This is a genomic window from Glycomyces mayteni, assembly GCF_042428885.1.
Taxonomy (GTDB): domain Bacteria; phylum Actinomycetota; class Actinomycetes; order Mycobacteriales; family Micromonosporaceae; genus Glycomyces; species Glycomyces mayteni.
In genome coordinates this window covers 432,811-457,274 of record NZ_JBHMBP010000003.1, presented here as the reverse complement: position 1 = coordinate 457,274, position 24,464 = coordinate 432,811, and the positions used below count along the sequence as shown (strand labels likewise).

Sequence of the window (24,464 nt, the reverse complement as noted above, 5' to 3'; positions counted from 1 at the left end):
GATACGCGCTACAGTGGTCACCGTGACCGACCGCTACCACCACGGGGACCTCCGCCGCGCCCTCATCGACGCCGCCGTCGAGGCCGTCGCCGAGGCCGGCCCGAGCGCCCTGAGCCTGCGCGCCGTCGCCAAGCGCGCCGGCGTCTCGCACGCCGCGCCCGCCCACCACTTCGGCGACAAGGCCGGGCTCCTCACCGCCGTCGCCGCCGAGGGCTTCGACCGCTTCGCCGACGCGCTCGAACGCGCCTGGGAGTCCACCGGCGACTTCCACGCCGTCGGCGGCGCCTACGTCCGCTTCGCCATCGACCACAAGGCCCACTTCGAAGTCATGTTCCGGCCCGAGCTGCTCCACGCCGACGACCCCGACCTCCTCCGCGCCGAGGCCCGCTCCCGCGACGCCCTCCACCGCGGCACCGGCGCCGTCCCCGGCGCCGTGTTCAACGTCCGCGCGCTGGCCGCCTGGTCGCTCGCGCACGGCTTCGCCGGGCTCCTCATCGCCGGGAACTTCCCGCCCGGGGTCATGGACAACCCCGAGGAGGCGTTCAAGGCCGTCGCCACCGCCACCCTCCTCGGCGAATAGTCGCCGCCGGAAGGCCTGACCAGCACGTCACACTCTTTTATGTTGTGCACAATTGAGTTGTGCGCTATGTTTCTCTCATGGACGCGACACCGAGACTCCGCGAGCAGGCGTGCTTCGCCATGTACGCCGCCTCCCGGGCGGTCGTCGGGCTGTACCGCCCGATGCTGGACCGGCTCGGGCTCACCTACCCGCAGTTCCTGGTCCTCATGCTGCTGTGGGAGACCGACGGCCGCACCGTCGGCGACATCGGCGAGGAGCTCCAGCTCGACTCCGGCACCGTCTCGCCGCTGCTCAAACGCCTGGAGGCCGCCGGATTCGTCGAGCGCCGCCGCGAATCGGGCGACGAGCGCCGCGTCACCGTCCACCTCACCGCCAGCGGCGCCGAGCTGGAGAGCCAGGGCTGCGAGATCACCCAGGTGGTCGGCTCCGCCTCCGGCATGTCGTACGACGAGCTCGTCGCCCTGCGCGACCGGCTCAACCAGTTCACCGCATCCGTCAGACACCGCGAAACCGCCTCCGAGTAAAGGGGAAACACCATGGAACCGCTCTACGTCGCGCACGCCGTCTCCTCCGGCGAGGGCCGCAACGGCCACGTCGCCACCGACGACGGCCTCATCGACCTCGACCTCGCCATCCAGAAGGAGCTCGGCGGCCCCGGCGGCCTCACCAACCCCGAGCAGCTCTTCGCCGCCGGGTACGCCGCGTGCTTCCACTCCGCGCTCCAGGCCGTCGCCCGCGCCGCGAAGGTCGACCTCGGCGCGTCCGCCGTGGAGGCCAGCGTCGGCATCGGCAAGGAGGGCGAGGGCTTCGGCCTCAACGCCATCCTGGAGGTCTCGACCCCCGGCGCCCCCCGCGAGACCGCGCAGGCCCTCGTGGAGAAGGCCCACCAGGTCTGCCCCTACTCCAACGCCACCCGCGGCAACATCGTCGTGGAGATCGACCTGGTCCAGGCCGCCGACGACTAGGCACGACCAATGACGAGGGCCCGGCACCGCGATGCGATGCCGGGCCCTCGAACGTGAAACGGGTGCGCCTCGGCGGTTCTGCGTAAAACGGACATCCGCAGCGCCCCCGGCAACAACCCTGCCGCAGGGGTCCGACAGTCCGCCTAAGCGGGCCTCCTGTCCTTGCGGAAGATCTTGCGGCCCAGCCACACCAGCGGGTCGTACCGGTCCCCGGCGACGCGCTCCTTCATCGGGATGATCGCGTTGTCGGTGATCTTGATGTGCTCCGGGCACACCTCCGTGCAGCACTTCGTGATGTTGCAGTACCCCAGGCCCTGCTCGTCCTGCGCCGCCTCGCGCCGGTCGTCGCGCGCGTCCAGGGGGTGCATGTCGAGCTCGGCCGCGCGGATGAACATGCGCGGGCCCGAGAACGGCGGCTTGTTCTCCTCGTGGTCGCGCACCACGTGGCAGGTGTTCTGGCACAGGAAGCACTCGATGCACTTGCGGAACTCCTGGCTCCGCTCCACGTCGACCTGCTGCATCCGGTACTCGCCCGGCTTCAGGTCCGCGGGCGGCGCGAACTGCGGCATCTGCCGCGCCTTCTCGTAGTTGAACGACACGTCCGTGACGAGGTCGCGCACCACCGGGAACGTGCGCAGCGGCGTGATCGTCACCGGCTCGCCCTCCTCGAAGACGTTCATGCGCGTCATGCACATCAGCCGCGGCATCCCGTTCACCTCGGCCGAGCACGAGCCGCACTTGCCCGCCTTGCAGTTCCACCGCACCGCCAGGTCCGGCGCCTGCTCCGCCTGGATGCGGTGCACCACGTCGAGGACGACCTCGCCCTCGTTCACGGCGACGTCGAACTCGGCGAAGTCGCCGCCCTCGGCGTCGCCCCGCCACACCCGGAAGGTCCTCGTGCTCATCAGGCGTCCTCCGCTTCCGTCCGGTATTCCCCGGGGGTCATGTACTTCGCGAGCTCACTGGTGTCGAAGAGCCCCAGCAGCTCAGGGGTCATCGACGGCACGTCCTGCCGCGTCAGCGACACCTCGCCGCCGTCGAGCGCGGCCACCAGGTTGACCCGGCGCCACTCCGGGTCCATGCCCGGAGCGTCCTCGCGGGTGTGCCCGCCGCGCGACTCGTCCCGCTCCAGCGCGGCCTTCGCCGTCGCCACCGAGCAGACGAACATGTTCCGCAGGTCCAGCGCCAGGTGCCAGCCCGGGTTGTAGGCGCGACCGCCCACCGCCGTGACGTTGTCGATCCGCGGCTTCAGCGCCTCCAGCTCGGCGAGGGCCTCCTCCAGCTCCGGGGCCTTGCGGATGATCCCCACCAGCCGCCCGTTGATCGCCTGGAGCGCCGCCTGGAGCTCGTACGGGTTCTCCCCGTCGTTCCCGAATGGCCGCAAGGCCTCCGTCTGCGCCGCCGCGATCTCCTCGTCGGTCAGCTTCGGCGCCTCCGTGGCCGTCGCGTGCTCCGCCGCGAACTCGCCGGCGCGCTTGCCGAACACCAGCAGGTCCGACAGCGAGTTGCCGCCCAGCCGGTTCGAGCCGTGCATGCCGCCCGAGACCTCCCCGGCCGCGTACAGCCCCGTCACCTTCGACGACGCCGTCTCCGGGTCGACCTCGATGCCGCCCATGATGTAGTGGCAGGTCGGGCCCACCTCCATCGGCTCCGAGGTGATGTCCACATCGGCCAGCTCCTTGAACTGGTGGTACATGGACGGCAGCCGCTCGGTGATGTACTCGGCGCTGCGCCGCGACGCGATGTCCAGGAACACCCCGCCGTGCTCGGTGCCCCTGCCCGCCTTCACCTCCGAGTTGATCGCCCGCGCCACCTCGTCGCGCGGCAGCAGCTCCGGCGGGCGCCGGTTGCTGTCCGGGTCGGTGTACCAGCGGTCGCCCTCCTCGGGGTTGTCGGCGTACTGCGCCTTGAACACCTCGGGGATGTAATTGAACATGAACCGCTCGCCCTCGGAGTTCTTCAGCACGCCGCCGTCGCCGCGCACCGACTCCGTCACGAGGATGCCGCGCACCGAAGGCGGCCACACCATCCCCGTCGGGTGGAACTGGATGAACTCCATGTTGATCAGGCTCGCCCCGGCCCGCAGCGCCAGCGCGTGCCCGTCGCCGGTGTACTCCCACGAGTTCGACGTGACCTTGAACGACCGGCCGATCCCGCCCGTGGCGAGGACGATCGCGGGAGCGGCGATCGCCATGAAGCGCCCCGTGCCGCGTCGGTACCCGAACGCGCCTTTCACCTTGCCCTGCTCGATGAACAGCTCGGTGATGGTCGTCTCGTCGATGACCTGGAGCTTCGCCTCGCCCTCCCCGGCGGCCTCGTCGTCCTGCTGGAGCGAGACGAGCTTCTGCTGGAGGGTGCGGATGAGTTCGAGGCCGGTGCGGTCGCCGACGTGGGCGAGGCGCGGGTACTCGTGGCCGCCGAAGTTGCGCTGGCTGATCTTCCCGTCGGGGGTGCGGTCGAACAGGGCGCCGTAGGTTTCCAGCTCCCAGATCCGGTCGGGCGCCTCCTGGGCGTGGATCTCGGCCATCCGGTAGTTGTTGAGGAACTTGCCGCCGCGCATGGTGTCGCGGAAGTGGACCTGCCAGTTGTCGTTGGCGTTGACGTTGCCCATGGCGGCGGCCGCGCCGCCCTCGGCCATGACGGTGTGCGCCTTGCCGAACAGGGACTTGGAGATGACGATGACGGTCTTGCCGGCCAGGCGGGCCTCGACGGCCGCGCGGAGGCCGGCGCCGCCCGCGCCGATGACGAGGACGTCGCAGGCGAGGTGCTCGACGTCGTTGAGGTCGTTGCTGCTCATGCGTGCTCCTCTTTACCCGATGAACCGGAGGTCGGTGATCCACCCGGCGGCCACGGCCATGACGTAGAAGTCCGTGAGCGCCAGGGACGCCAGCGTGATCCACGCCCACATCATGTGGCGGGCGTTGAGGGCGCTGGAGAGCGTCCAGAACCGGTACCGGACCGGGTGCTTGGAGAAGTGCTTGAGGCGCCCGCCCATGACGTGGCGGCACGAGTGGCACCCGAGCGTGTAGCACCACAGCAGGACCACGTTGGCCCACAGCACCAGGTTCCCCAGTCCGAGGCCGAACCCGTCGGGGGAGTGGAGCGCGAGGATCGCGTCCCAGGTGTTGACGACGGAGATGAGGAACGCGGCGTAGAAGAAGTACCGGTGGAAGTTCTGCATGATGAGCGGGAAGCGGGTCTCGCCGCTGTAGCTCGTGTGCCCGTCGGGGACGGCGCACGCGGGCGGCGACAGCCAGAACGACCGGTAGTACGCCTTCCGGTAGTAGTAGCAGGTCAGCCGGAACGCCAGCAGGAACGGCAGGCTCAGGGCGGCGTAGGGGATCAGCGGGTGGTCGGGGAGGAACCGTCCGAAGTGGGCGGCCTCGGGGACGCAGCCGGTGGAGACGCACGGGGAGTAGAACGGCGTCAGGTAGTGGTAGTCGGCGACCCAGTAGTCGCCTTGGTAGAAGACGCGGAAGGTCGCGTAGGCGACCCAGGCGGTGATGCCGAGAACCGTCAGGATCGGGCCGCGCCGCCAGTTGTCGGTCCGCAGGTTCCGCGCCTTGATCGCGGCCCGCGGTGACGAGACGGCGCTGTCTTCGGTCGTGGTCATCAGCGCAGGATATCCCTGAACCTGTGACGTAAGTCCATGGGGTACATCACAATTACGAGCTTTTCTCTTACTGGGGCTGTAGATTGCAAAGTTTCATTTGAGGCCCCGACGCGTCTTGTGGGGCGCATGAGCAGCCGGCCCGACGCTCGCGCCGATAGGCTTGGGCCCATGAGCGCACACGGGATCCTGTTCGTCCACGCCCACCCCGACGACGAGACCGTCTCCACCGGATCGACCCTCGCCCACTACGCCGCCCGCCCCGACGTGCACCTCACCGTCGTCACCTGCACCCTCGGCGAGGAGGGCGAGGTCCGCGTCCCGCACCTCGCGCAGCTCGCCGCGGACCAGGCCGACCAGCTCGGCGGCTACCGCTACTGGGAGTACCGCCGGGCCACTGCTGCGCTCGGCGTGGAGGACACGCACTTCCTCGGCGGCGTCGGGCGCTGGCGCGACTCGGGGATGGCGGGCCTGCCCTCGAACGGGCACCCGCGGGCGTTCTGGGGCGCCGATGTCGAGGACGCGGCCGCCGACCTCGTCGCGGTCGTGCGCGACCGGCGGCCCGAAGTGCTCGTCACCTACGACCCCGTCGGGTTCTACGGCCACCCCGACCACATCCAGGCCCACCGCGTTGCGATGCGGGCCGCCGACCTGGCGGCCGACCCCGCGTGGCGCCCCGATCTGGGGGAGGCCCACGAGGTCCGCAAGATCTACTGGACGACCGTCCCCCGCGCCGTCGTCGAGGCCCAGTTCGCGGCCTTCGCGGGCGCCAGCGACAACCCGTTCGCCGACGCCGCGTCCGTGGACGACCTCCCGTTCGGGTCCCGCGACGACGAGATCCACGCGTGCGTCACGGCCGGGCCGACCGCCGCGGAGCAGAAGCGCGAGGCCATGGCCGCGTACGCGACGCAGATCGCCCCCGGCGACTGGCTCGACGTCCTCGGCGACAAGCTCGGGGACGGCGCGGTCGCCGCCGAGCACTACATCCTGGTGAAGGGCGAGCAGGGCCCCGGCGAGGGTCCGAACGGCTGGGAGTCCGACCTCCTGGCGTAGCGCCGCGGTTCGCGCGGGCCCCCGCGGGGTATCCGGGATGCCATGGACGACTTCCTGAACCAGCTCGGACCGGTCGCCCTCGCCCTGGTCCTCGGCATCCTGGTCGGCGCCGAACGCGAATGGCAGGGCAAGCCCGCCGGGATGCGCACCCACGCGCTCATCGCCGTCGGCGCGGCCCTGTTCGTGCTCGCCGGCCGCTACGGCTTCGGCGGCATCGAGCCCGGCACCCCCGGCGTCGACCCCGCGCGCATCGCCGCGCAGGTCGTCACGGGCGTGGGCTTCCTCGGCGCGGGCGTCATCTTCTTCCACCGCAACCTCGTGTACGGCATGACCACCGCCGCCTCGATCTGGTCGGTCACCGCGATCGCGGTCGCGTGCGCCGCCGGGCTGTACTGGATCGCGGTCGCCGTCGCCGTCATGCACCTGCTCGTGGTCGCGGGACTCGCGCCGGTGGAGGACTGGCTCGCCAAGCACGTGCGCCCCGAGCGGCCGAAGAAGCCCGGTGACGGCGGGGGGTGAGCGCGCCCCAGGCAGGATTCGAACCTGCGACCATCGGATTAGAAGTCCGGTGCTCTATCCAGCTGAGCTACTGAGGCACGGCGGGGAGCACACGGCGCCGCGCCAGCGGTAAGAATACCCGGGGCCGGGCCTTCGCGGGGGAACGGGGCGGGTGAGCGGGCACGGATACGGGGCGTCGTGAGAACACCCCAAACGATTCTCCACGACGCCCCGGAATTGCTGACCCACATCAATGAGTAGTCCTTGAGCGCTCAAGTGTCAAGCGGCGCGCGGCGTGTTGACACCGATTCGTTATCTTGCCCTAAGTGGGCGGCAATGCCCGCTATGCGTCCTCACTGCGTGCGGCCCTATTGGACACCCTGGGTGAAATCAGGCACGCACGGAACGAGCACGGAGCGTGCGCGTTCGGGCCTCCCGCGGCCCCCCGAGTTCGCCGCGGGCCGCCCCTGGCGCAGCCGTGCCACACTTGCGGGAGAGCCGACTGTGAGGAGCGGGCATGAGCGACGAGCGTCAACCGGCCGAGGACGCCCCGATCGAACCGCGTGAGAACGGGCGCGAACCGGTCATCTTGCGCGGCATATCGACCCGGGCCTGGGAGCACCCCGCCGACCGCGGCGCCCTGGTCGCGCTGCGCGAGCTCCGCGGCTTCGACATCGTCCTGCGCAAGCTCTCCAGCATGATCTCCGAGCGCACACTCCGCTTGAGCCTCATGGGCTCCGCGATCAAGGTCGACCGCCACCAGTACTCCCGCGTCCACGACGCGTACCTCTCCGTCGGCGCGGTCCTCGACGCCGCCGACCTCCCCGACCTGTACATCACCCGCAACCCCGACCTCGGCGGCATGTGCATCGGCATCGACAAGCCGGTCATCGTCATCAACTCCGGGTCCCTCGACCTCCTCGACGAGGCCGAGCTGCGGTTCCTCCTCGCGCACGAGCTCGGCCACGCCCTCTCCGGGCACGGCCTGTACCGCACGCTCCTCATGGTCCTGCTGCGCCTGACCACCTCGGTCGCGTGGATCCCCGTCGGCGTCGTGGGCCTGCGGGTCATCACCGCCGGGCTCTACGAGTGGAGCCGCAAGGCCGAGCTGTCGGCCGACCGGGCCGGGGCCCTCGCCGTCCAGGACCCGGCCGCCGCGATCCGCGTCATGGCGAAGCTGGCCGGCGGCGGCGACCTCCACGACGTCGACACCGCGGCGTTCCTGGAGCAGGCCAAGGAGTTCGAGACCGGCGGCGACCTGCGCGACAGCTTCCTCAAGCTCATCCTGCTGGAGCAGCGCAGCCACGACTTCGCCGTCGCCCGCGCCGCCGCCGTCAAGACCTGGATCGACGAGGGCGAGTACCGCGAGTACCTCGCCGGGTCCTACCCGCGCCGCGACGAGGACGGCGACGCCTCGATCTCCGCCGAGGCCAAGGCCGCCGCGAAGTCCTACAAGGACCTCTTCGAGACCTCCGGCGACCCGCTCGCGAAGCTCCTGCGAAAGTTCCGCGACGGCCTCTAGAACGAACGGTGAACGGGCCCGGTCATCCGACCGGGCCCGTTCACCGTCTGCTCTCAGCGCTTGAGCTTCTCCAGCAGGAGCGCCTCGGCCGTGCAGACCCGTTCGAACATTTTGATGTCGAGCGACTCGTTCGGGCCGTGCGGGTTCGAGTACTGGTCCTCCACGCCCGTCACCAGGATCGCGGCCTCGGGGTACAGCTCCTGGAACGTCGCGATCATCGGGATCGAGCCGCCGATGCCGATCTCGACCGGCTCGGTGCCGTCCCACGCCTCCGCGAACGCTTCCCGGGCGGCGTCGAACGCCGGGCCCGTCGCGTCGATCGCGCACGGGTCCCCCAGGCCCCCTTCAGGAGTGACGGTGACCTGCGCGCCCCACGGGGCGTTCGCCTCCACGTGCGCGCGCACCGCCTTCAGGGCGCTCTCCGCGGAGTCGCCGGGGGCGAGGCGGAACGAGACCTTCGCGCGGGCGCTGGGCTGCAACGCGTTCGCCGACTCCGCCGCGCCCGGCGCGTCGATCCCCAGCACCGTCGCCGTCGGCTTCGTCCACAGCCGCTCGGTGAGCCGCCCCGTCCCGATGAACTCGGTCCCCGGCAGCAGCCCCGCCTCGTGGCGCAGCGCCGCCTCGTCGTAGTCGAGCGCCGCCGACGGGCCCGAGACCAGGCCTTCCACCGCGACGTCGCCCGCGTCGTCGTGCAGCGTCGCGACCAGCCGCGCCAGCGCCGTCAGCGCGTCGGGGACGGGCCCGCCGAATACGCCCGAGTGGACCGCGACGTTGAGCACCGCGACCTCGACGTACACGTTGATGACCCCGCGGAGCGTCGTGGTCAGCGCCGGGACCTCCGTGCGCCAGTTCGTGGAGTCGGCGATGACGACGACGTCGGCGGCGAGCAGGTCCTGGTTGTCGCGGATGAGCCCTTCGAGCGTGGGGGAGCCGAACTCCTCCTCGCCCTCGATGAGGAGCTTCACGCCCACCGGCGGCCGCCCGCCGTGCGCGCGCAGCGCCGCGACGTGCGCCATGACCCCGGCCTTGTCGTCGGCGACGCCCCGCCCGTACAGGCGCCCGTCCTTCTCGACCACCGTGAACGGGTCGTCCTGCACCCACTTCGCGAGGTCGCCGACCGGCTGCACGTCCTGGTGCGCGTACAGCAGCACCGTCGGCTGCCCCTCGGGCGCCGGGAAGTGCGCGTACACGCTCGGCTGCCCGCCGCCGTGCGCGAGCTGCCGCGACTCGGCCGCGCCCGCCTCGTCGAGGAGGCGCTGGACGGCGTCCGCACCCTGCCGGACCGGCTCGTGGTCGAGTCCGTCGAAGGCGATCGCCGGGATCTTGACGAGGGCCTCCAGATCGGCGCGGACCCCCGGGAGGGCGGCGCGCACCGCATTCACTACATCGCTCATGGGGCGCAATTCTAGGTCGGGTCTAGAGTAAGCGGCGTGTTGCAGCGATACCGGTTCGTGTTCACGCCCCGCTGGCTCCTCCTGACGCTCGCGGGCGTGATCGTGATGGTCGTCTGCGCCCTGCTCTCCCAGTGGCAGTGGGGCCGGGCCGTGCAGCGGGCGGCCGCGAACGAGGTCATCGAGACCAGCACCGAGTCGCAGCCGATCGACGACACGCTCCCCGCCGCCGAGGGCCTCGACCCCGATCAGCGGTGGACGCTCGTGGAGGCCACCGGCGTGTACGACGCCGACCAGGAGGTCGTGCTGCGCGCCCAGACGAACGACAGCCTCAACGGCTTCGAGATCGTCACCCCGCTCGTCCTCGCCGACGGCACCGCCGTCCTCGTCGACCGCGGGTTCGTGCCCTCCGAGAACACCGGGACCGTCCCCGACTACCCGGCCGCCCCCACCGGCGAGGTCACCGTCACCGGCCGCGTCTACGAGTACGAGGAGGCCTCCGGCGGGGTCACCGAGGTCGACGGGCATCTGGAGTCGCGGCGCCTGAGCCTCGACATGCTCGGCTCCTACTACGACTACGAGTTCCGCTCCGCGTGGATCGCCGACATCGAGCCGGTCGAGGGCCTCACCCGCCTGGAGACCCCCACGTTCAAGGACTGGCAGAACTACTCGTACGCCGTGCAGTGGGCCCTGTTCGCCGCGCTCGTCCCGCTCGGCTGGGCGACCCTGGTGCGCCGCGAGCGCAAGGACCTCGACGAGGCCGCCGCGGGCGGCGAAACGGCCGCCTCCGAAGCGGAAGCGGCCGAATCCCTTTAGCGTCTAATCTTTGCCATCGTACTGTATCTCCCGCGACGGCGCCTTGAAGTCGATCACCGGCTCCCCGTCCAGGGCCTCCTTGAAGATCGTCCCCACCGTCTCCTTCGACTTCGTGGCGTTCGCCGTCCCCACCGCGTTGAAGATGTAGTCCGGGTCGGCCATGAACGCCCCCACCGTCAACTGCGGCGTGTACCCCAGGAACCACGAGGTGCGGTTGTTGTCGGTCGTGCCGGACTTGCCCGCGACCGGGCGGCCGGCGAGGTTCCCGACGACCGGGGAGGTGCCCCACGACCCGCACTGCGCGCCGCGCCGCGCGGTCTCGGTGACGCACCGGCCCGCGTCGGTCGCCGCCCGCGCGACGTCCTTGTCGAGCTCCTGGTGGCACCGCGGTGCCGCCGTGTCCAGCTCCTGGCCGTTCGGGTCGATGATCCGCAGCGCCGGGATCGGCTCGCAGTAGTTCCCCTCGGCGGCGAGCGTGTTGAACACGTTCGTCATCTCGATGGGCTGCACGTCCGAGACGCCCAGCGTGAACGGCCCCCAGCCCGAGCGACGCTCCTCCGACGCGTAGTACGCGTCGCCCTCGCTGCGCCAGTGCAGGCCCATCCGCTCGGCCATCTCCACGGCCTTGTCCGCGCCCACCCGGTCGATGAGCTGCGCGAAGTACGTGTTCACCGACATCCCGAAGCCCGACCACATGTCGCGGTCGCCCGCCATCGCGGCCGAGCTGTTCTTCGGGCACCAGTTCCCGCCGCACGCCGTCGTCGCCGACACGAAACTCGTTCTCACCTGGTTGGGCGAGTAGATGTTGTAGTCGAGCGGGTAGCCCGCGTCGAGCGCCGCGAGCATCGTGAAGACCTTGAACGTCGACCCGGCCTGGTACCCGCCGGTCTCACCCCCGCCCAGCACGGGGTTCACCGTGTTCGGGTAGTTGCCCTTGCGGTCGAACGACGGGTTCGAGTGCGGCCCGTTGTGGCTCTGGTCGTACGAGAACGTGCGGTTCAGGCCCAGGGCCTTGATCCGCCCCGTCCCCGGCTCCATGAGGACCGCGCCGTGCGCGAGCTTGGAGTCCTCGCCCTTCTGCTTCGTCACGGTGTCGTTGGCGAGCTTCTGGAGGTCCGGGTCGAGCGTCGTGATGATCGTGTACCCGCCGCGGCGCAGCTCCTGCTCGCGCTCGGCCGGGGTCGCCCCGAAGGCGTCCTGCTCGCGCCACCAGCGGCGGAAGTAGTCGCAGAAGAACCCGTACTCCGAAGTGGTGCCCTCCACGCCGATGCACGAGTTCGGCGGGTCGGAGACCTCCAGCTCGATCGGCAGGCCTCGCACCTCCGACGCGTCGCCGCGCGAGAGGTAGTCGATGTCGATCATCCGGTCGAGCACCCAGTTGCGGCGCGCGAGCGCGTCGGTCTGGTCCGACACGATCGGGTCGTACGCCGAGGGCGCCTGCACGAGCCCGGCGAGCGTGGCCGCCTCCTGGAGGTTCAGCTCCGAGGGGTGCTTGGAGAAGTACACCTGGGAGGCCGCGAAGATCCCGTACGCGTTGTGCCCGAAGTACGCCTGGTTGAGGTACCGCTCCAGGATCTCGTCCTTCGACAGCTGCTCCTCGACGGCCATCGCGAGCCGCGCCTCGGTGAGCTTGCGGGTCGCGGTCTGCTCGGTTGCGGCGATGACCTCGTCGATCGAGTCGGCGTTGAGCTGGAGCGCGCCGCGCACGTACTGCATGGTGATCGTCGAGGCGCCCTGCTCGACCCCGCCCGAGGAGTTGTTCGCGACGAACGCGCGCACGATGCCGCGGTAGTCGACCCCGTTGTGGGAGTAGAACCGCGAGTCCTCGGCCGCGACCATCGCCTGCTGCATGACGGGCGCGACCTCGTCGAGCGTGACGTGGCGGCGGAACTCGTCGTAGAACAGCGAGATGAGCGTCTCGCCGTCCGCGGCGTACACATAGGACGTCAGCGGCGGGTCGGTCTCGGTCACCTCGACCGACAGGGTGTCGATCGCGTTGAACCCGGCCTTCGCGCTCAGCCCGGCCATCGCCACCAGCGGGAACAGCAGGGCCGCTATCGCGAGGCCGGCGAGGACGCTGGTGCGCAGCAGGGCGTACACCCCTTCGGCGGGCGGTCCTGGTCGGTCGCTCCCGAGTGCGGACAGTCCGGGCACACGGTGCTGGCGGGGTCGATCGCGCATATATCCAGCCTAGGGCACACGGATCACGTCAAGGTGAAAATCCTCACGAGGGTCGGTATCGCTTTCATCAAGGCACGAAACGCAAACCGGACTCGCATCACTCCAGGCCGACCCGTCACGGGAGTCGTGCGTAACAGGCTTGCAATCCGCCGGTTAGATGCCCGCGACGAAACCTGCCTACCCTTGTCGAGGACTCATCGGATCAGCGGAGGAGACGCGCGTGTCGGTCTACGAAGTCGGCCTGCGGCTGGAGGGCAAGACCGTGCTCGTCGTCGGCGGCGGCACGATCGCCGGGCGCCGCGTGCCCCGGCTGCTCGACGCGGGCGCCCGCGTCCGCCTCGTCGCCCCCGAGGCCACCACCACCCTCTCCGACCTCGCCGCCTCCGGCGCGCTCCAGTGGGAGCGGCGCGGCTGGCGCGCGGGCGACGGCGACGACGCCTGGTTCGTGCTCGCCGCGACCGACGACCCCGCCGTGAACGCCGCCGTCGCCGCCGAGGCCGAGGACCTGCGCACGTGGTGCGTCCGCAGCGACGACGCCGAGGCCTCCGACGCGTGGACGCTCGCGCGCGCCGCCTTCGACGGCGTCAGCGTCGCCGTCTCCGCCTCCGGCGACCCCCGCCGCGCCGCCGCTGTCCGCGACGCGATCAGCGCGGCCCTGCACGCGGGCGACTTCGACGCCCCGCGCTCCCGCCGCACCCGGCCCGCGGGCGTCGCCCTCGTCGGCGCGGGCCCCGGCGACGCCGACCTCATCACCCTCCGCGGCCTCGAACTGCTCCGCCAGGCCGAAGTGGTCGTCTCCGACCGCCTCGCCCCGCAGGAGCTCCTCGACATGCTCGGCGACGACGTCGAGATCGTGGACGCCGCGAAGCTCCCCTACGGGCGCCACACCACCCAGGAGCAGATCAACGCCGTCATGGTCGAGCGCGCCCGCGAAGGGAAGTTCGTGGTCCGCCTCAAGGGCGGCGACGGCTTCGTGTTCGGCCGCGGCGCGGAGGAACTGGACGCGTGCCTCGACGCGGGCGTGCCCGTGGAGGTCGTCCCGGGCCTGTCCTCCTCGATCGCCGGGCCCGCCGCCGCGGGCATCCCCGTGACCGAGCGCGGCGTCGTCCACGACTTCACCGTCGCCACCGGGCACGTCCCGCCCGGCCCGCAGAGCCTCGTCGACTGGCACGCCCTCGGCGCGGGCAACGGCACCGTCGTCCTCCTCATGGCCGTCAAGAACCGCGCCGCCATCGCGGCCGCGCTCATGGACGGCGGGCGGCCCGGGGACACCCCGGTGCGGATCGTCGAGAACGCCACCACCAAGAACCAGACGGTCCGCGAATGCGAATTGTCCGACCTCGGCGTCACCGAAGCGCACCACCCGTCCGTCATCGTCATCGGGGCGGTCGCCGCGCGCGGCCGCACGCTGTGAGTTCTCCCAGCTAGGACCCGGTTTTCCGGCGGCGTCGAAGTGTCACTTCGGCGCCGCCGCAGTTTTACCTAATCCACCCTTTACAAGCCTGAACCCAGGCCGTAATATTCGTCCATCAACAGCGCGGCGATCGCCGTGTCTGCCACCGTGGCCAGGTCTTGGACCACTGGTGTACTTCCAAATGAGCGGGGTCTCTCGCTCACCCTTTTTGTCCTCTTTGGAGTGTGCATGCGCATTCGTGAGTTCCCTGCCGAGCTCGCTTCGCGGCTCAAAGTCGCGTACGCGGTCCGCAACGTCGACCTGACGCTGCCCGGACTGACCCTGGTGGACGAATGCGCCCCCCGCGCCGGCCATATCCTGGCCGCCCGGGTCGACGCCATCGGGCACCACAACTGGCTCGAACTCTCCACCGGCCGCAAGGCCGCGATCTACCCCGGGGACGAGATCCTCCTGGCCTTCGGCGAGCGCTACGCCCCCGACCAGTACGAGTCCCGCATCCCCGATGTCCTCGGCACGTCCGTGGACCTCGTCGCCGCGGGCGGCGTCGCCGGGGAGGTCCTCTCCCGGCACGGCGACATGCGCCCGCCGACCCGCCTGGAGCCCATCGGCATCCTCGCCGACCGCGAAGGCACCCCCGTCGACCTGCGCCGCTTCAGCGTGCTCGCCCCGTTCGGCCTGGGCGACCACCCGCCGGTGGTGTGCGTCGTCGGGACCTCGATGAACGCCGGGAAGTCCACGACCGCCGCGTCCGTGATCCGGGGCCTGTCCCGCTCCGGCCGCCGCGTCGCGGGCATCAAGATCACCGGGACCGGCGCGGGCGGCGACCCGTGGATGTTCCGCGACTCCGGCGCCGTGGTCGCCGCCGACTTCACCGACGGCGGCTACCCGACGACCGCGGGCGTCCCCGTTCCCGAACTCGCCGAGCTGGCCCAGACGCTCTACCACCACGCCGCCGCGCACGACGTCGACGCCGTGGTCATGGAGATCGCCGACGGCATCCTCCAGTCCGAGACCTCGGCGCTCCTGGAGTTCCCGCTCGTGCGCGAACTCGTCGACGGCGTCGTCCTCGCCGCCGCCGACGCCGCCGGGGCCCGCTACGGCGCCCAGCACCTGCGCGCGCTCGGCCTCCCGGTGATCGCCGCCTCCGGGCGCCTCACCCAGTCCCAGCTCGCCATCCGCGAAGCCGTCGCGGGCATGGACGCTCCGGTGTACACGCCGAACGAGCTCGCCGCGCCCGAAGTGGCCGCGGAGATCCTCGCGATGGCCGGCGTCTCGCGGGCGCGGCGCGCGGGCGTCCTCGAACTCGGCGAGGCCGCCTGACCCACCACTTGCACCTACTACTCCGGCAGGACCGACGGCGGCGCAGCAGCAGATGCGCCGCCTCGGCGAGAGACAACTGAACCGCAGGAACCCGACGGGCGGTGCGCGAGGCGCACCGCCACCTCTGTGCCCCGGGGCCTTCCGCTACGTGCGGGTAACCTGACCGGCTTGTGTCACTTGGGGATACCCGAGACCGATACCGTCTTGTGACAATGGCAGCCTAGTCCTAGTTGCACCCGCGAATTAGGCTCGGGTTCGTGCGCCTTCCCTGACCGCACCCCGCCCGCGTGAGACCCGCGCAGGCCAGCGAGCCGCCGACTTGCACCAGAAGCGCAGAGGAAACCCCCCTATGACCACTCGGAACGTCGACGCCCGAAGACTCAACGTCAAGGGGCTGCTCATCGCCGTAGGCCTCCCGGTGGTCCTCGTGGGCGCGCTCGTCGCCACGCTCCTGGGCACCGGCGCGTTCAGCCGCGAGAACGAGGGCGAGGACGCCAGCCTCTGGCTCTGGACCACCCCACTCGGCGAGATCGCCCGCGTCAACGGCCTCACCGCCGCCACCGACGTGCGCCTCGACATCACCGACGCCGCGGGCAACGCCGTCCAGATCGAGCAGACCGACTCCCACCTGCTGCTGCGCGAAATCGCCACCGGCAAGGTCTCCGCGATCGACCTCTCCACCCTCGAAGTCACCGGCAACGCCGAGACCGCCCCCGGCGAAGGCGTGCGCGTCGCCCTCTCCGACGAGGGCGCGTTCATCATCGACCAGACGCAGGGCCTGGTCAACCAGGTGGACCCCCAGACGCTCTCCGCGATCGGGGACCCCCTCCAGTTCCCGGCCGGGCTCACCGGCGGCGCCTTCGACGGCGACGGGATGCTGTGGGTCGGCGTCCCCCGCGAAGGCACCATCGTCCAGATCGAGCCGCAGGACTCCGGCGCCAGGACCGCTTCGACCGAGGTCGTCGCCCAGCCGCGCCAGGAGCTCGCGCTCACCGTCCTCGGCGACGGCGTCGCGGTCCTCAACTCCACCGCCAAGGAGATGACGACCATCCGCACCGACGGCCGCCGCGCCGTCACCCCCATCGAACTCGCCGGACCCACCGAGACCGCCGTGACCAGCCCCGGCACCATCGCCTCGGTCACCGTCACCGACCCGCCCTCGATCGTCACCGTGGACGACGACCAGACCCGCAGCTTCGCCATCGGAGCCGGGTCCTCCGAACTCCTCGGCGCCTCCGTCGAGTTCCACGAGCGCATCTACGTGCCCGACGGGACCTCCGGCCTCGTCTGGGTCTACGACCTCGACGGCAACGAGCTCCAGCGCATCGAGATCGACTCCGGCGGCGGCCCCGTCGAGCTCTACCACACCGGCGACACGCTGTTCGCCAACGCGGTCAACACGAACGCCGCCGTGGTCGTCTCCGCCGACGGCGTGGCCGCCCTCGCCCCCAAGAACCGCGACGACATCCTCGGCGGCGACGCCCCGCCCACCGAAGAGGACGACGGCGGCGACGAAGGCGACGAGAACGGCGACGAGGAGTCCGCCCCCGAGATCGGCCCGCCCGGCGCCGTCACCAACCTCGACGGCACCGTCGGCGACGGCACCATCAACCTCTCCTGGGACGCCGCCCCCAACAACGGCTCCGCCCTCACCAAGTACGTGGTCGAAGGCGCGGGCCAGACCTGGGAGATCGCACCCAGTCAGCGCGTCATCGAAATCGGCGACCTCGACAACGGCCAGGGCTACACGTTCACCGTGACCGCCCACAACGCCGAAGGCGCCGGCGACACCGTCACCTCCCCGACCATCACGCCTTCGGCAGAGGTCCCCGGCGCCCCGAGCGGCGTCGAGGCCACCGCGAACCCGGACGGCACGGTCACCGTGAAGTGGGACGAGGCCGACGGCCAGGGCAACGACATCTCCGGCTACCAGGTCGAGTCCGTGTCGGGCACGGGCGAGCGGACCGTGGTCGGCCAGGCCAACGGGACCGAGCTGAAGACCGCTGCGGGGACTCTCGACTACGGGACCCAGTACGCGTTCCAGGTGACGACCCTTTCGGGGGCCGCGGCTTCGGCTCCCTCGGAGCTGTCGGCCACTGTCGTTCCGTTCAACGTCCCGGACGCTCCGGGCGACCTCCTCGCCCAGAGCTCGGGCTCGGCGGCCGGAACGATCGACGTCTCATGGAGCCAGCCGTCCAACAACGGCCGCAACATCGAGAAGTACATCGTCACCGCCGGATCGCAGACCCAAGAGGTCACCAGCGGGACCACCGCGAGCCTCTCCGGCTTCGGCAACAACGAGCAGGTCAACGTCTCGGTGGTCGCAGTGAACGAGGCCGGACAGTCCGAGCCCGCCACCACGACCTCCAACACCATGAGCGCACCAACGGTCCAGATCTCCAGCCACGAGTCGCTCGCCAACCAGGTCAACTTGACCCTGGCGATCGACGACGGCGGCAGCAGCGACGCGCAGTGCACCCTGCTCAGCGACGGCGTCACCCAGGAGACCGTGTCCTGTCCCGACGTCTACGCCGTGACGGGTCTGAAGGCCTCTACCAGCTACAGCTTCCAGATCAAGATCTCCAACCCGGCCGGCAACATGACCTCCTCGACCTACAACGCGTCGACCACGACCATCACGGGCAAGGTCTATTTCAGGTGCGATGAGGGCTACGACACCGCTTACTGCGATTCGGTCGACGGCGTCGGTGTATATCCGCAGCCCGACCAGTCCGGCAGTTCGCTCGGCACCACGAACACCCCCACCAGCTACAAGGCGTACTGCTGGACGACCGGGCCCGACACCATCCCCCCGCGCGGCACCGAGGGCGGCCAGGCCGTCGACTACCACCCCGGAAAAGACGCCTCGAACAAATGGATCAAGATCGACTACGCTTCCAACGCGTACATTCCATTCATTTGGTTCAACATCGATGGGGTCGGGAAGAACTCCACGGGGGACCTCCCGGAGTGCTAGCAGGAGACATGAATGCACGACACCGAGCAGACCCACCCGCTGCGGGTGCCTAAGCGCATGCAGCAGCAGGTCCAGCTGGGCGCCGCGCAGGCCGAGTCGTTCGCCGCCGCGTTCGAGCGGCTCGGGGCGGCGGTCGACACCGTCGTGCTCGGGAAGCAGGAGGTGGTCAGGCTCGCCCTGACCGCCATGTTCGCCGAAGGCCACATCCTCCTCGAAGACGTGCCCGGGACCGGCAAGACGACGATGGCCCGCGCCATCGCCGCGGCCGTCTCCGGGCAGTGGCGGCGCATCCAGTTCACGCCCGACCTGCTGCCCTCCGACGTCTCCGGCGTGACGATCTTCAACCAGGCCAGCGGCGCGTTCGAGTTCCACCCCGGCCCGGTCTTCGCGAACATCGTCATCGCCGACGAGATCAACCGCGCCAGCCCCAAGACCCAGTCGGCGCTCCTCGAAGTCATGGAGGAGGGCCGCGTCACCGTGGACGGCCGCCCGCACCAGGTGCCGCAGCCGTTCCTCGTCGTCGCGACCCAGAACCCCGTCGAGATGGACGGCACCTACCGCCTCCCCGAGGCCCAGCTCGACCGCTTCCTCGTGAAGCTCTCCGTCGGCTACCCCGTCGAGGCCGCCGAGATCGAGGTCCTGCGCGGCACGCACCAGCGCAGCCCCGAGCAGCTCGCCGCCGTCGTGGACACCGACACCGTGGCGCAGATGGCCGAGATGGCCAAGCACGTCTACATCGCCGAGCCCCTGTACGCCTACCTCGTGCAGCTCGCGAACGCCACCCGCAACCACCCCCAGGTCGCCGTCGGCGTCAGTCCCCGCGGGCTCATCGCCCTCACCAGGGCCGCGAGCGTGTTCGCACTGTCCCAGGGCCGCAGCTACATCATCCCCGAGGACGTGAAGGCCCTCGCCGGACCGGTGTTCGCCCACCGCATCCAGCTCGCGCCCGACGCGGCGATGCGCGGGGCCACCGGCGCCCAAGTAGTGGCCGACGCCTTCAACCAGGTCTCGGTCCCGCTGCCCGCCTCGGCGGCATGAGCGAGACCGGTCCGGCCGCGGCACCGCAGGAGCCCGCGGCGTCACGGTTCACTCTGGCCGAACGACTGCTCGCCGTCCCCGTCACCGCCCGCGGCGCGGGCCTCGCGGCCGCCGCGCTCGCGCTCCTCGCCGCCGGATGGGCCTGGGGCTACCCCGAGCTCGCCGCGATCGGCGCCGCCGGGGCCCTCGCCTGCGTCGCCGCCGGGTCCGTGATCGCCGCCCGGCCCCGCCTCGGCGTCGAACGCACCGTCCACCCCGACCGGGTCTCCGTGGGCCACACCGCGACCGTGCAGCTCACCGTCACCAACACCGGGCGCTGGCGGGCCGTCAACGCCCGCGCCGTGGACACCTACGGCACCGCGCTCAAGCCCGGCTCGCAAGCGCCGCCGGGCACGGGCATCGAGACGCGCCGCGTCGCCGTCCCGCTCGCGCGCCTGCGCCCCGGCAAGAGCGCCTCCGCCAGCTACGTGATCAGCGCCGAGCGCCGCGGCGCGGTCGACGCCGGGCCGCTCGGCATCGGCAAGCGCGATCTCCTCGGCCTCGCCGCGACCGCCGGGAACTTCGGGCCCTCCGCGCGGCTGTGGATCCACCCGCGCCTCCACCAGCTCGCCCGCACCCCCGACGGCCTCGCCCGCTCCCTCGAAGGGACCGCCGACAAGATCGAGCAGGGCTCCCAGACGTTCCACGCGCTGCGCGAGTACGTCATCGGCGACGAGCTGCGCCACGTCCACTGGCGCACCTCCGCGCGCATCGGGAAGCTCATGGTCAAGGAGCACCTCGACACCTCGCTCCCCACGGTTGCCATCGCGATCGACGACCGCCCCGGGTCCTGGCCCGCCGAGCCCGCGCCGAACCCGCTCCTCGACCCGTTCGAAGCCGCCTGCGAAGCCGCCTACTCGGTCCTCACCGCGTGCTTCCGCGCCGAGTACCACGCCGCGCTCGTGCCCGCCTCGGGCGCGGTGCTCTCCGGCGCCGGGCGCGACTCCTACGGCGACCTGCTCGCCGAGCTCGCCCCGGACGCGACCGACACCCTCGACGGGTACGTCGCCCGCCTCACCGCCGCCCGCTACGGCGACACGCTCGTGTGGATCACCGGGACCGAGCCGCCCACCGACCGCCTCGCGCTCCTCAAGCGCGCCTACCCGACCGTGATCGCCGTGCACCTCGCCGCCGGGCTCCCCGCGTCCGCGTCCCTCGCGGGCGGCCTCCCCACCGTCCGCGCCGCCGACGGCGACCAGTTCGCCGCGGCCTGGAACAGCGGCGGGACCCGCCTGTGACCGCCCCGCCGATCGAGCGCGTCCGCCCCGAGCGCAGCGGCCGCCGCGTCCGCTACCGCCTCCGCGTCGCCGCCGTCGCGTCCGCCCTGACGCTCATGTGCGCCCTCGCGGGCGCCGTCGCCGCCCGCGTCTACCACGGGCAGACGCTCCTGCTCCTCGTCGCCGGGGCGGCCTTCGGCGCGTTCGCGATCGGCTTCGCGCTGCGCAACCGGCCCGCGTTCCTCGCGCCCTCCGCGTCCCTCGTCGGCCTCGCCGCGTACCTCCTCGGCGCCGTCGCGATCACCTCCGACGGGGCCGACCCGCTCCCGGCCACGGTCGCGGACGCGCTCGTGAACGCCGTGCCCCGCACGCTCACCGCGCTCATCCCCGTCGAGCCCGCCCCCGACACGGTCGTCGTCCCCGTCTTCCTCACCTGGCTCGCCGCGACCCTCGCGTGCGAGTTCGCGATCCGCTACGGCCGCACGCTCCTGGGGTGCCTGCCGCCGACGCTCCTGTACGGCGCCGGGCTGTACCTCGTCGGCCCCAACGCCGCCGCAGGGACCGTCTGGGCCGTCGCGTTCTGCGTCCTGGCCGCCGCCGCGCTCGCCGTCACCGCCGCCCCGCCCGAGCGCCGCCCCGACACCGACGCCGTCGTGGACGGCCCCGCGCCCTCGCGCGCGCCCGCGCTCATGGGCATGGTCGCCACCGCCGCGGTCCTCCTCGCCGTCATGGCGCTGCTCGTCCCGGTCGCGGCCCGCCTGGTCACCTCCAGCCCCGGCGACCCGCGCGAGTACGTCGAGCCGCCGCGCCTCACCGACATCGACCTCAACCCGCTCGTGCGCATCGCCGAGTGGTCCAAGTACCCCGACCAGGACCTCTTCAAGGCCGACACCAGCGCCGACGCGTGGATGCGCCTCGCCGTCCTCACCGAGTACGACGGCACCACCTGGCAGGCCGCGGGTGACTTCCGCACCGCGGGCACCGTCATCCCCGGCAGCGGCGACGCCGACTACTCCGCGGACGTCGAGATCATCGGCCTCGGCGGGAAGCTCGTCCCCGCCGCCGCCGACCCCGCGTCGGTGACCGGCCTGCCGATCGCCGTCAACCTCGGCACCCGGTGCCTCCTCACCCCCGACGGGCTCGCCACCGGCTCGACGTACCACGTCGACTCCGCGCTGGTCGCGGTCGATGCGGCCGCCGCCGAGACCGCCCGCGCGAACCTCGCCGACGCCGCCACCGTCGCGGTCCCGCCCGGCACGCCCGAGATCATGGCGACCATCGCCGACTACATCCGCACCACGTACGACACGCCCTACGAACGCGCCCAAGGGCTCGCGGACTTCCTCGCCGGGCACTACGCGTACAACCCCGAGGCGCCCTCGGGCCACGACCTGCCCTCGCTCGGGTTCTTCCTCGGCAGCCCCGTGGACGCGGGCGGGCAGCGCGGCACCAGCGAGCACTTCGCGGCCGCGTACGCGATCATCGCGCGCCTCATCGGCCTGCCGAGCCGCGTCGTCGTCGGCTTCGAGGTCCCCGGCGGCTCCAGCACCGTCACCGCCGCCCAGGGGTCGGCGTGGCCGGAGGTCGACTTCGACGGGGTCGGGTGGGTCCGCTTCGACCCGATGCCCGCGCCCGACGCGGTGCCCGTGCCGCCCGAGGACACCCTGGAGCAGATGGAGGAGGAGACCCCCAGCCCCGAGGAGGACTCCGGCGGCGGGGGCGAGGCCGAGGACTTCAACGACGAGGCCCTGGAGCAGGACGGCGACTTCGACGACGCGCTCGCCGAGGAGGCCGGGGGCCTGCCGGTGTGGGTCTGGTACGCGCTCGGGGCGCTCCTGCTCGCGTGCGTCCCGCTGCTCCTCAAGGCCCGCCGGGCCCTGCGCCGGCGCCGCAGGCTCACGCGCGGGACGCCCGCCGAGCGGGTCGCGGGCGCGTGGGCGGAGGTCCTCGCGGCGGCGTCGCGGGCGGGCGTGAAGGTCCCCGGCCACGCCAACGCGGAAGAGGCGGCGGCGCGCCTGTCGACGCTGAAGGCCGATATCGGTCCTTTGCCGCGTCTGGTCAACGCCGCGGCGTTCGCCCCCCATGCGGTCTCGGAGGCCGACGCCGACGCCGCCGCGGCCGTCGCGTCCGAATACTCCGGGCGGATCCGGCACCAGGTGAAAAGGTGGAAACGCTTCCTCACTTAGATTGTGCCCGTTAGAAGTTGATATTTCCCCACAAATTCATCAGACGGCGGCCCGATCCCAAAGCGTGGCGCTGACCTGGCAGACTGTGACGCATGGAGAACCCCTTCTTCTCTGTCCGTTTCCGCGGATACGACCGCGCCCAAGTCGACCGCGCGGTCGCCCGCATCAGAACCGCGACGGACGCCGGTGCCCCGCCCCACCCCGACTCGCTCACGAACATGGGCTTCCAGCTCACTCTGCGCGGCTACGACACCGCGGAGGTCGACGAGTACTTCGCCGAGGTCGCGAGGACGCTCCGCGGCGGATAGTCTGGGGGCGTGACCGCGCAGGATCCGTACCATCCTCATCTCCAGCCGCCCCCGGCTCCCGTGAACCAACCCCACATGCAGCCCGCCCATCCGGGCCCGCCGGTCCACGGCCACCCGCAGCCGTACCAGCAGGTCCCGCAGTTCCAACCTGCCGCGTACTGGCCGCCCGTCCCGGCGCCGGTCACCATCGACGGCTTCATGATCGTGCAGCCGCGCCTGCGGCCCATCCCGTCCGGCCCGGCGATCGGCTCCCTGGTCGCCGGCATCGGCGCCGTCCTCGGCGCGCTGCCGGGCATGATCTTCGCGATCGTCACCCCCTGGGCGGGGCTCACCTTCTTCATGAGCTCGGCCCTGTTCGGGATCGGCTCGCTGTTCCTGGCCCTCCACGCGCGCAAGCAGATCCGCGGCGCGGGCGGCGGGATCTCCGGCAAGGGCCTCGCGACGACCGGCCTCGTCATCGCCGTCGTCGCGCTGTCCCTCGCGGCGATCACCGGGCTCATCACCACCGCGAACTTCCTGTGAACGGCGGCGGCGCCCCCGGAGTCCGAGGGCGCCGCCGGTTCCGGGCCTTAGCAGTAGGCGTCGAAGTGCGACTGGATGGCCGACTTCTCCGCCGCGTCGACCGTCAGGTCGTACAGGTACTTCACGTGCGTCCACGCCTTCACGTAGTCGCAGCGGACCGAGGTGTTCGTCGGCATCCACTCGGCCGGGTCGTAGTCGCTCTTCGAGGAGTTCGCCGAGGTCGTCGCGATCCACAGCTGCGGCGAGCTGATGTCGTTGGCGAAGTCCTCGCGCTCGGCCGTGCTCCAGGCCCAGGCGCCCGACGCCCACGCCTCGGAGAGGGCCACCACGTGGTCGACCGTGGCGTTCGAGACCGTCGAGGTCCACTGGTTGTCGAAGTCCGACTGCCACGAGCCGGAGTCGGGCTGGCAGTCCGAACCGGTCTCGACGTCGCTGCCGTCGCGCTTGAGGACGTACTGCCGCGCGGTGCAGCCGTCGCCCACGCTCGACCAGTGCGGGAACAGGTCCCGGTCGTACGAGTCGCCGTGGGACTCGGAGGCGACGGTCAGCGCGTTCAGCTCCGACTGCGCGGTGGACAGGGACGGGATGCCCGGCGGCCGCACGGCCTGGGCCGGGGCGGCGTCGAGGACGAGGACCGTGAACACGGCGAGGGCCGCGGCCGAGACGACTGCGGCCGCGCGCTTGAGTGTCTGCATGGAGGCTCCTGCGGGGGAAGTGGGGGAGTGCGGGGGACCGGAAATCATCGAATCATGGGATGACGAAGCGACGCAAGGGGTGAATCACATCTTTTACCCACAAGACATGGCGAACTTACGCAACAGTTGATT

Annotated in this window: 20 protein-coding genes, 1 tRNA gene and 1 pseudogene; 15 read left to right on the top strand and 7 right to left on the bottom strand. The window is 71.3% G+C overall.

The features are described from left to right. Positions 1-22 precede the first annotated feature (22 nt). The 3 genes from ACFFXY_RS14655 (at position 23) to ACFFXY_RS14645 (ending at position 1,545) form a co-directional block, all read left to right on the top strand. The gene (locus ACFFXY_RS14655) at positions 23-580 is read left to right on the top strand and encodes a TetR/AcrR family transcriptional regulator (RefSeq protein ID WP_382351710.1); all 558 of its coding nucleotides are present in this window, start codon (positions 23-25) and stop codon (positions 578-580) included. Positions 581-657: 77 nt separating this feature from the next. Beyond that, the gene (locus tag ACFFXY_RS14650) at positions 658-1,104 is read left to right on the top strand and encodes a MarR family winged helix-turn-helix transcriptional regulator (RefSeq protein ID WP_382351707.1); all 447 of its coding nucleotides are present in this window, start codon (positions 658-660) and stop codon (positions 1,102-1,104) included. Positions 1,105-1,116: 12 nt separating this feature from the next. After that, positions 1,117-1,545 carry an organic hydroperoxide resistance protein gene (locus ACFFXY_RS14645; RefSeq protein WP_382351704.1) on the top strand — a complete coding sequence of 143 codons (429 nt, stop codon included), beginning with the start codon at positions 1,117-1,119 and terminating at the stop codon, positions 1,543-1,545. Positions 1,546-1,694: 149 nt separating this feature from the next. On the opposite strand, the pseudogene ACFFXY_RS14640 reads toward ACFFXY_RS14645, so the two are convergent. The 3 genes and pseudogenes from ACFFXY_RS14640 to sdhC form a co-directional block, all read right to left on the bottom strand. After that, positions 1,695-2,450 (bottom strand): annotated as a pseudogene (locus tag ACFFXY_RS14640) (succinate dehydrogenase/fumarate reductase iron-sulfur subunit); the annotation flags it as partial. Further along, complete coding sequence (locus ACFFXY_RS14635) at positions 2,450-4,342, bottom strand: fumarate reductase/succinate dehydrogenase flavoprotein subunit (RefSeq protein ID WP_382351701.1); 1,893 nt, start codon at positions 4,340-4,342, stop codon at positions 2,450-2,452. The pseudogene ACFFXY_RS14640 and the gene ACFFXY_RS14635, both read right to left, overlap by 1 nt. A 12-nt stretch (positions 4,343-4,354) precedes the next feature. After that, entirely contained in the window at positions 4,355-5,158 is an 804-nt protein-coding gene (sdhC, locus tag ACFFXY_RS14630; protein ID WP_382351698.1) for a succinate dehydrogenase subunit SdhC, read from the bottom strand. Between the two features lie 168 nt (positions 5,159-5,326). Here sdhC and mshB point away from each other — a divergent pair, with 168 nt between their 5' ends. Together mshB and ACFFXY_RS14620 are read left to right on the top strand one after the other, a co-directional pair. Beyond that, complete coding sequence (mshB, locus tag ACFFXY_RS14625) at positions 5,327-6,208, top strand: N-acetyl-1-D-myo-inositol-2-amino-2-deoxy-alpha-D-glucopyranoside deacetylase (RefSeq protein WP_382351695.1); 882 nt, start codon at positions 5,327-5,329, stop codon at positions 6,206-6,208. Positions 6,209-6,250: 42 nt separating this feature from the next. Beyond that, positions 6,251-6,727 carry an MgtC/SapB family protein gene (locus ACFFXY_RS14620; protein WP_382351692.1) on the top strand — a complete coding sequence of 159 codons (477 nt, stop codon included), beginning with the start codon at positions 6,251-6,253 and terminating at the stop codon, positions 6,725-6,727. Between the two features lie 3 nt (positions 6,728-6,730). Here ACFFXY_RS14620 and ACFFXY_RS14615 read toward each other — a convergent pair. Further along, a tRNA-Arg gene (locus tag ACFFXY_RS14615) sits at positions 6,731-6,804 on the bottom strand. Positions 6,805-7,223: 419 nt separating this feature from the next. On the opposite strand from ACFFXY_RS14615, the gene ACFFXY_RS14610 reads away from it, so the two are divergent. Further along, positions 7,224-8,228, top strand: coding sequence for a M48 family metallopeptidase (locus tag ACFFXY_RS14610; protein ID WP_382351689.1), 1,005 nt, complete (start codon positions 7,224-7,226; stop codon positions 8,226-8,228). A gap of 53 nt (positions 8,229-8,281) precedes the next feature. On the opposite strand, the gene ACFFXY_RS14605 is transcribed toward ACFFXY_RS14610, so the two are convergent. Further along, the gene (locus ACFFXY_RS14605) at positions 8,282-9,622 is read right to left on the bottom strand and encodes a dipeptidase (protein WP_382351686.1); all 1,341 of its coding nucleotides are present in this window, start codon (positions 9,620-9,622) and stop codon (positions 8,282-8,284) included. 36 nt (positions 9,623-9,658) lie between these two features. On the opposite strand from ACFFXY_RS14605, the gene ACFFXY_RS14600 reads away from it, so the two are divergent. Further along, the gene (locus ACFFXY_RS14600) at positions 9,659-10,435 is read left to right on the top strand and encodes an SURF1 family cytochrome oxidase biogenesis protein (protein ID WP_382351683.1); all 777 of its coding nucleotides are present in this window, start codon (positions 9,659-9,661) and stop codon (positions 10,433-10,435) included. A 3-nt stretch (positions 10,436-10,438) separates the two neighbouring features. On the opposite strand, the gene ACFFXY_RS14595 is transcribed toward ACFFXY_RS14600, so the two are convergent. Beyond that, entirely contained in the window at positions 10,439-12,616 is a 2,178-nt protein-coding gene (locus ACFFXY_RS14595; protein WP_382351680.1) for a transglycosylase domain-containing protein, read from the bottom strand. Between the two features lie 220 nt (positions 12,617-12,836). On the opposite strand from ACFFXY_RS14595, the gene cobA reads away from it, so the two are divergent. The 8 genes from cobA (at position 12,837) to ACFFXY_RS14555 (ending at position 23,637) form a co-directional block, all read left to right on the top strand. Then, positions 12,837-14,030 carry a uroporphyrinogen-III C-methyltransferase gene (gene cobA, locus ACFFXY_RS14590; RefSeq protein WP_382351678.1) on the top strand — a complete coding sequence of 398 codons (1,194 nt, stop codon included), beginning with the start codon at positions 12,837-12,839 and terminating at the stop codon, positions 14,028-14,030. Positions 14,031-14,258: 228 nt separating this feature from the next. Further along, positions 14,259-15,350: a DUF1611 domain-containing protein gene (locus ACFFXY_RS14585; RefSeq protein ID WP_382351675.1), complete on the top strand. Its 1,092-nt coding sequence runs from the start codon at positions 14,259-14,261 to the stop codon at positions 15,348-15,350. 349 nt (positions 15,351-15,699) lie between these two features. Beyond that, positions 15,700-18,327 (top strand): fibronectin type III domain-containing protein, encoded by a 2,628-nt coding sequence (locus ACFFXY_RS14580; RefSeq protein WP_382351672.1) that lies wholly within the window; start codon positions 15,700-15,702, stop codon positions 18,325-18,327. A gap of 57 nt (positions 18,328-18,384) precedes the next feature. Beyond that, on the top strand, positions 18,385-19,365 hold the full coding sequence (locus ACFFXY_RS14575) for an AAA family ATPase (RefSeq protein ID WP_359945541.1): 981 nt from the start codon (positions 18,385-18,387) through the stop codon (positions 19,363-19,365). Further along, positions 19,362-20,642, top strand: a complete 1,281-nt coding sequence (locus ACFFXY_RS14570) for a DUF58 domain-containing protein (protein WP_382351669.1) — start codon at positions 19,362-19,364, stop codon at positions 20,640-20,642. Before ACFFXY_RS14575 ends, ACFFXY_RS14570 begins: the two co-directional genes overlap by 4 nt. Further along, complete coding sequence (locus ACFFXY_RS14565; RefSeq protein WP_382351666.1) at positions 20,639-22,807, top strand: transglutaminase TgpA family protein; 2,169 nt, start codon at positions 20,639-20,641, stop codon at positions 22,805-22,807. Before ACFFXY_RS14570 ends, ACFFXY_RS14565 begins: the two co-directional genes overlap by 4 nt. Before the next feature lie 92 nt (positions 22,808-22,899). Beyond that, on the top strand, positions 22,900-23,115 hold the full coding sequence (locus tag ACFFXY_RS14560; RefSeq protein WP_106366157.1) for a DivIVA domain-containing protein: 216 nt from the start codon (positions 22,900-22,902) through the stop codon (positions 23,113-23,115). 75 nt (positions 23,116-23,190) lie between these two features. After that, entirely contained in the window at positions 23,191-23,637 is a 447-nt protein-coding gene (locus ACFFXY_RS14555; RefSeq protein ID WP_382351663.1) for a hypothetical protein, read from the top strand. Positions 23,638-23,684: 47 nt separating this feature from the next. On the opposite strand, the gene ACFFXY_RS14550 is transcribed toward ACFFXY_RS14555, so the two are convergent. Next, entirely contained in the window at positions 23,685-24,332 is a 648-nt protein-coding gene (locus tag ACFFXY_RS14550) for an HNH endonuclease family protein (protein ID WP_382351660.1), read from the bottom strand. Positions 24,333-24,464: the final 132 nt, after the last annotated feature.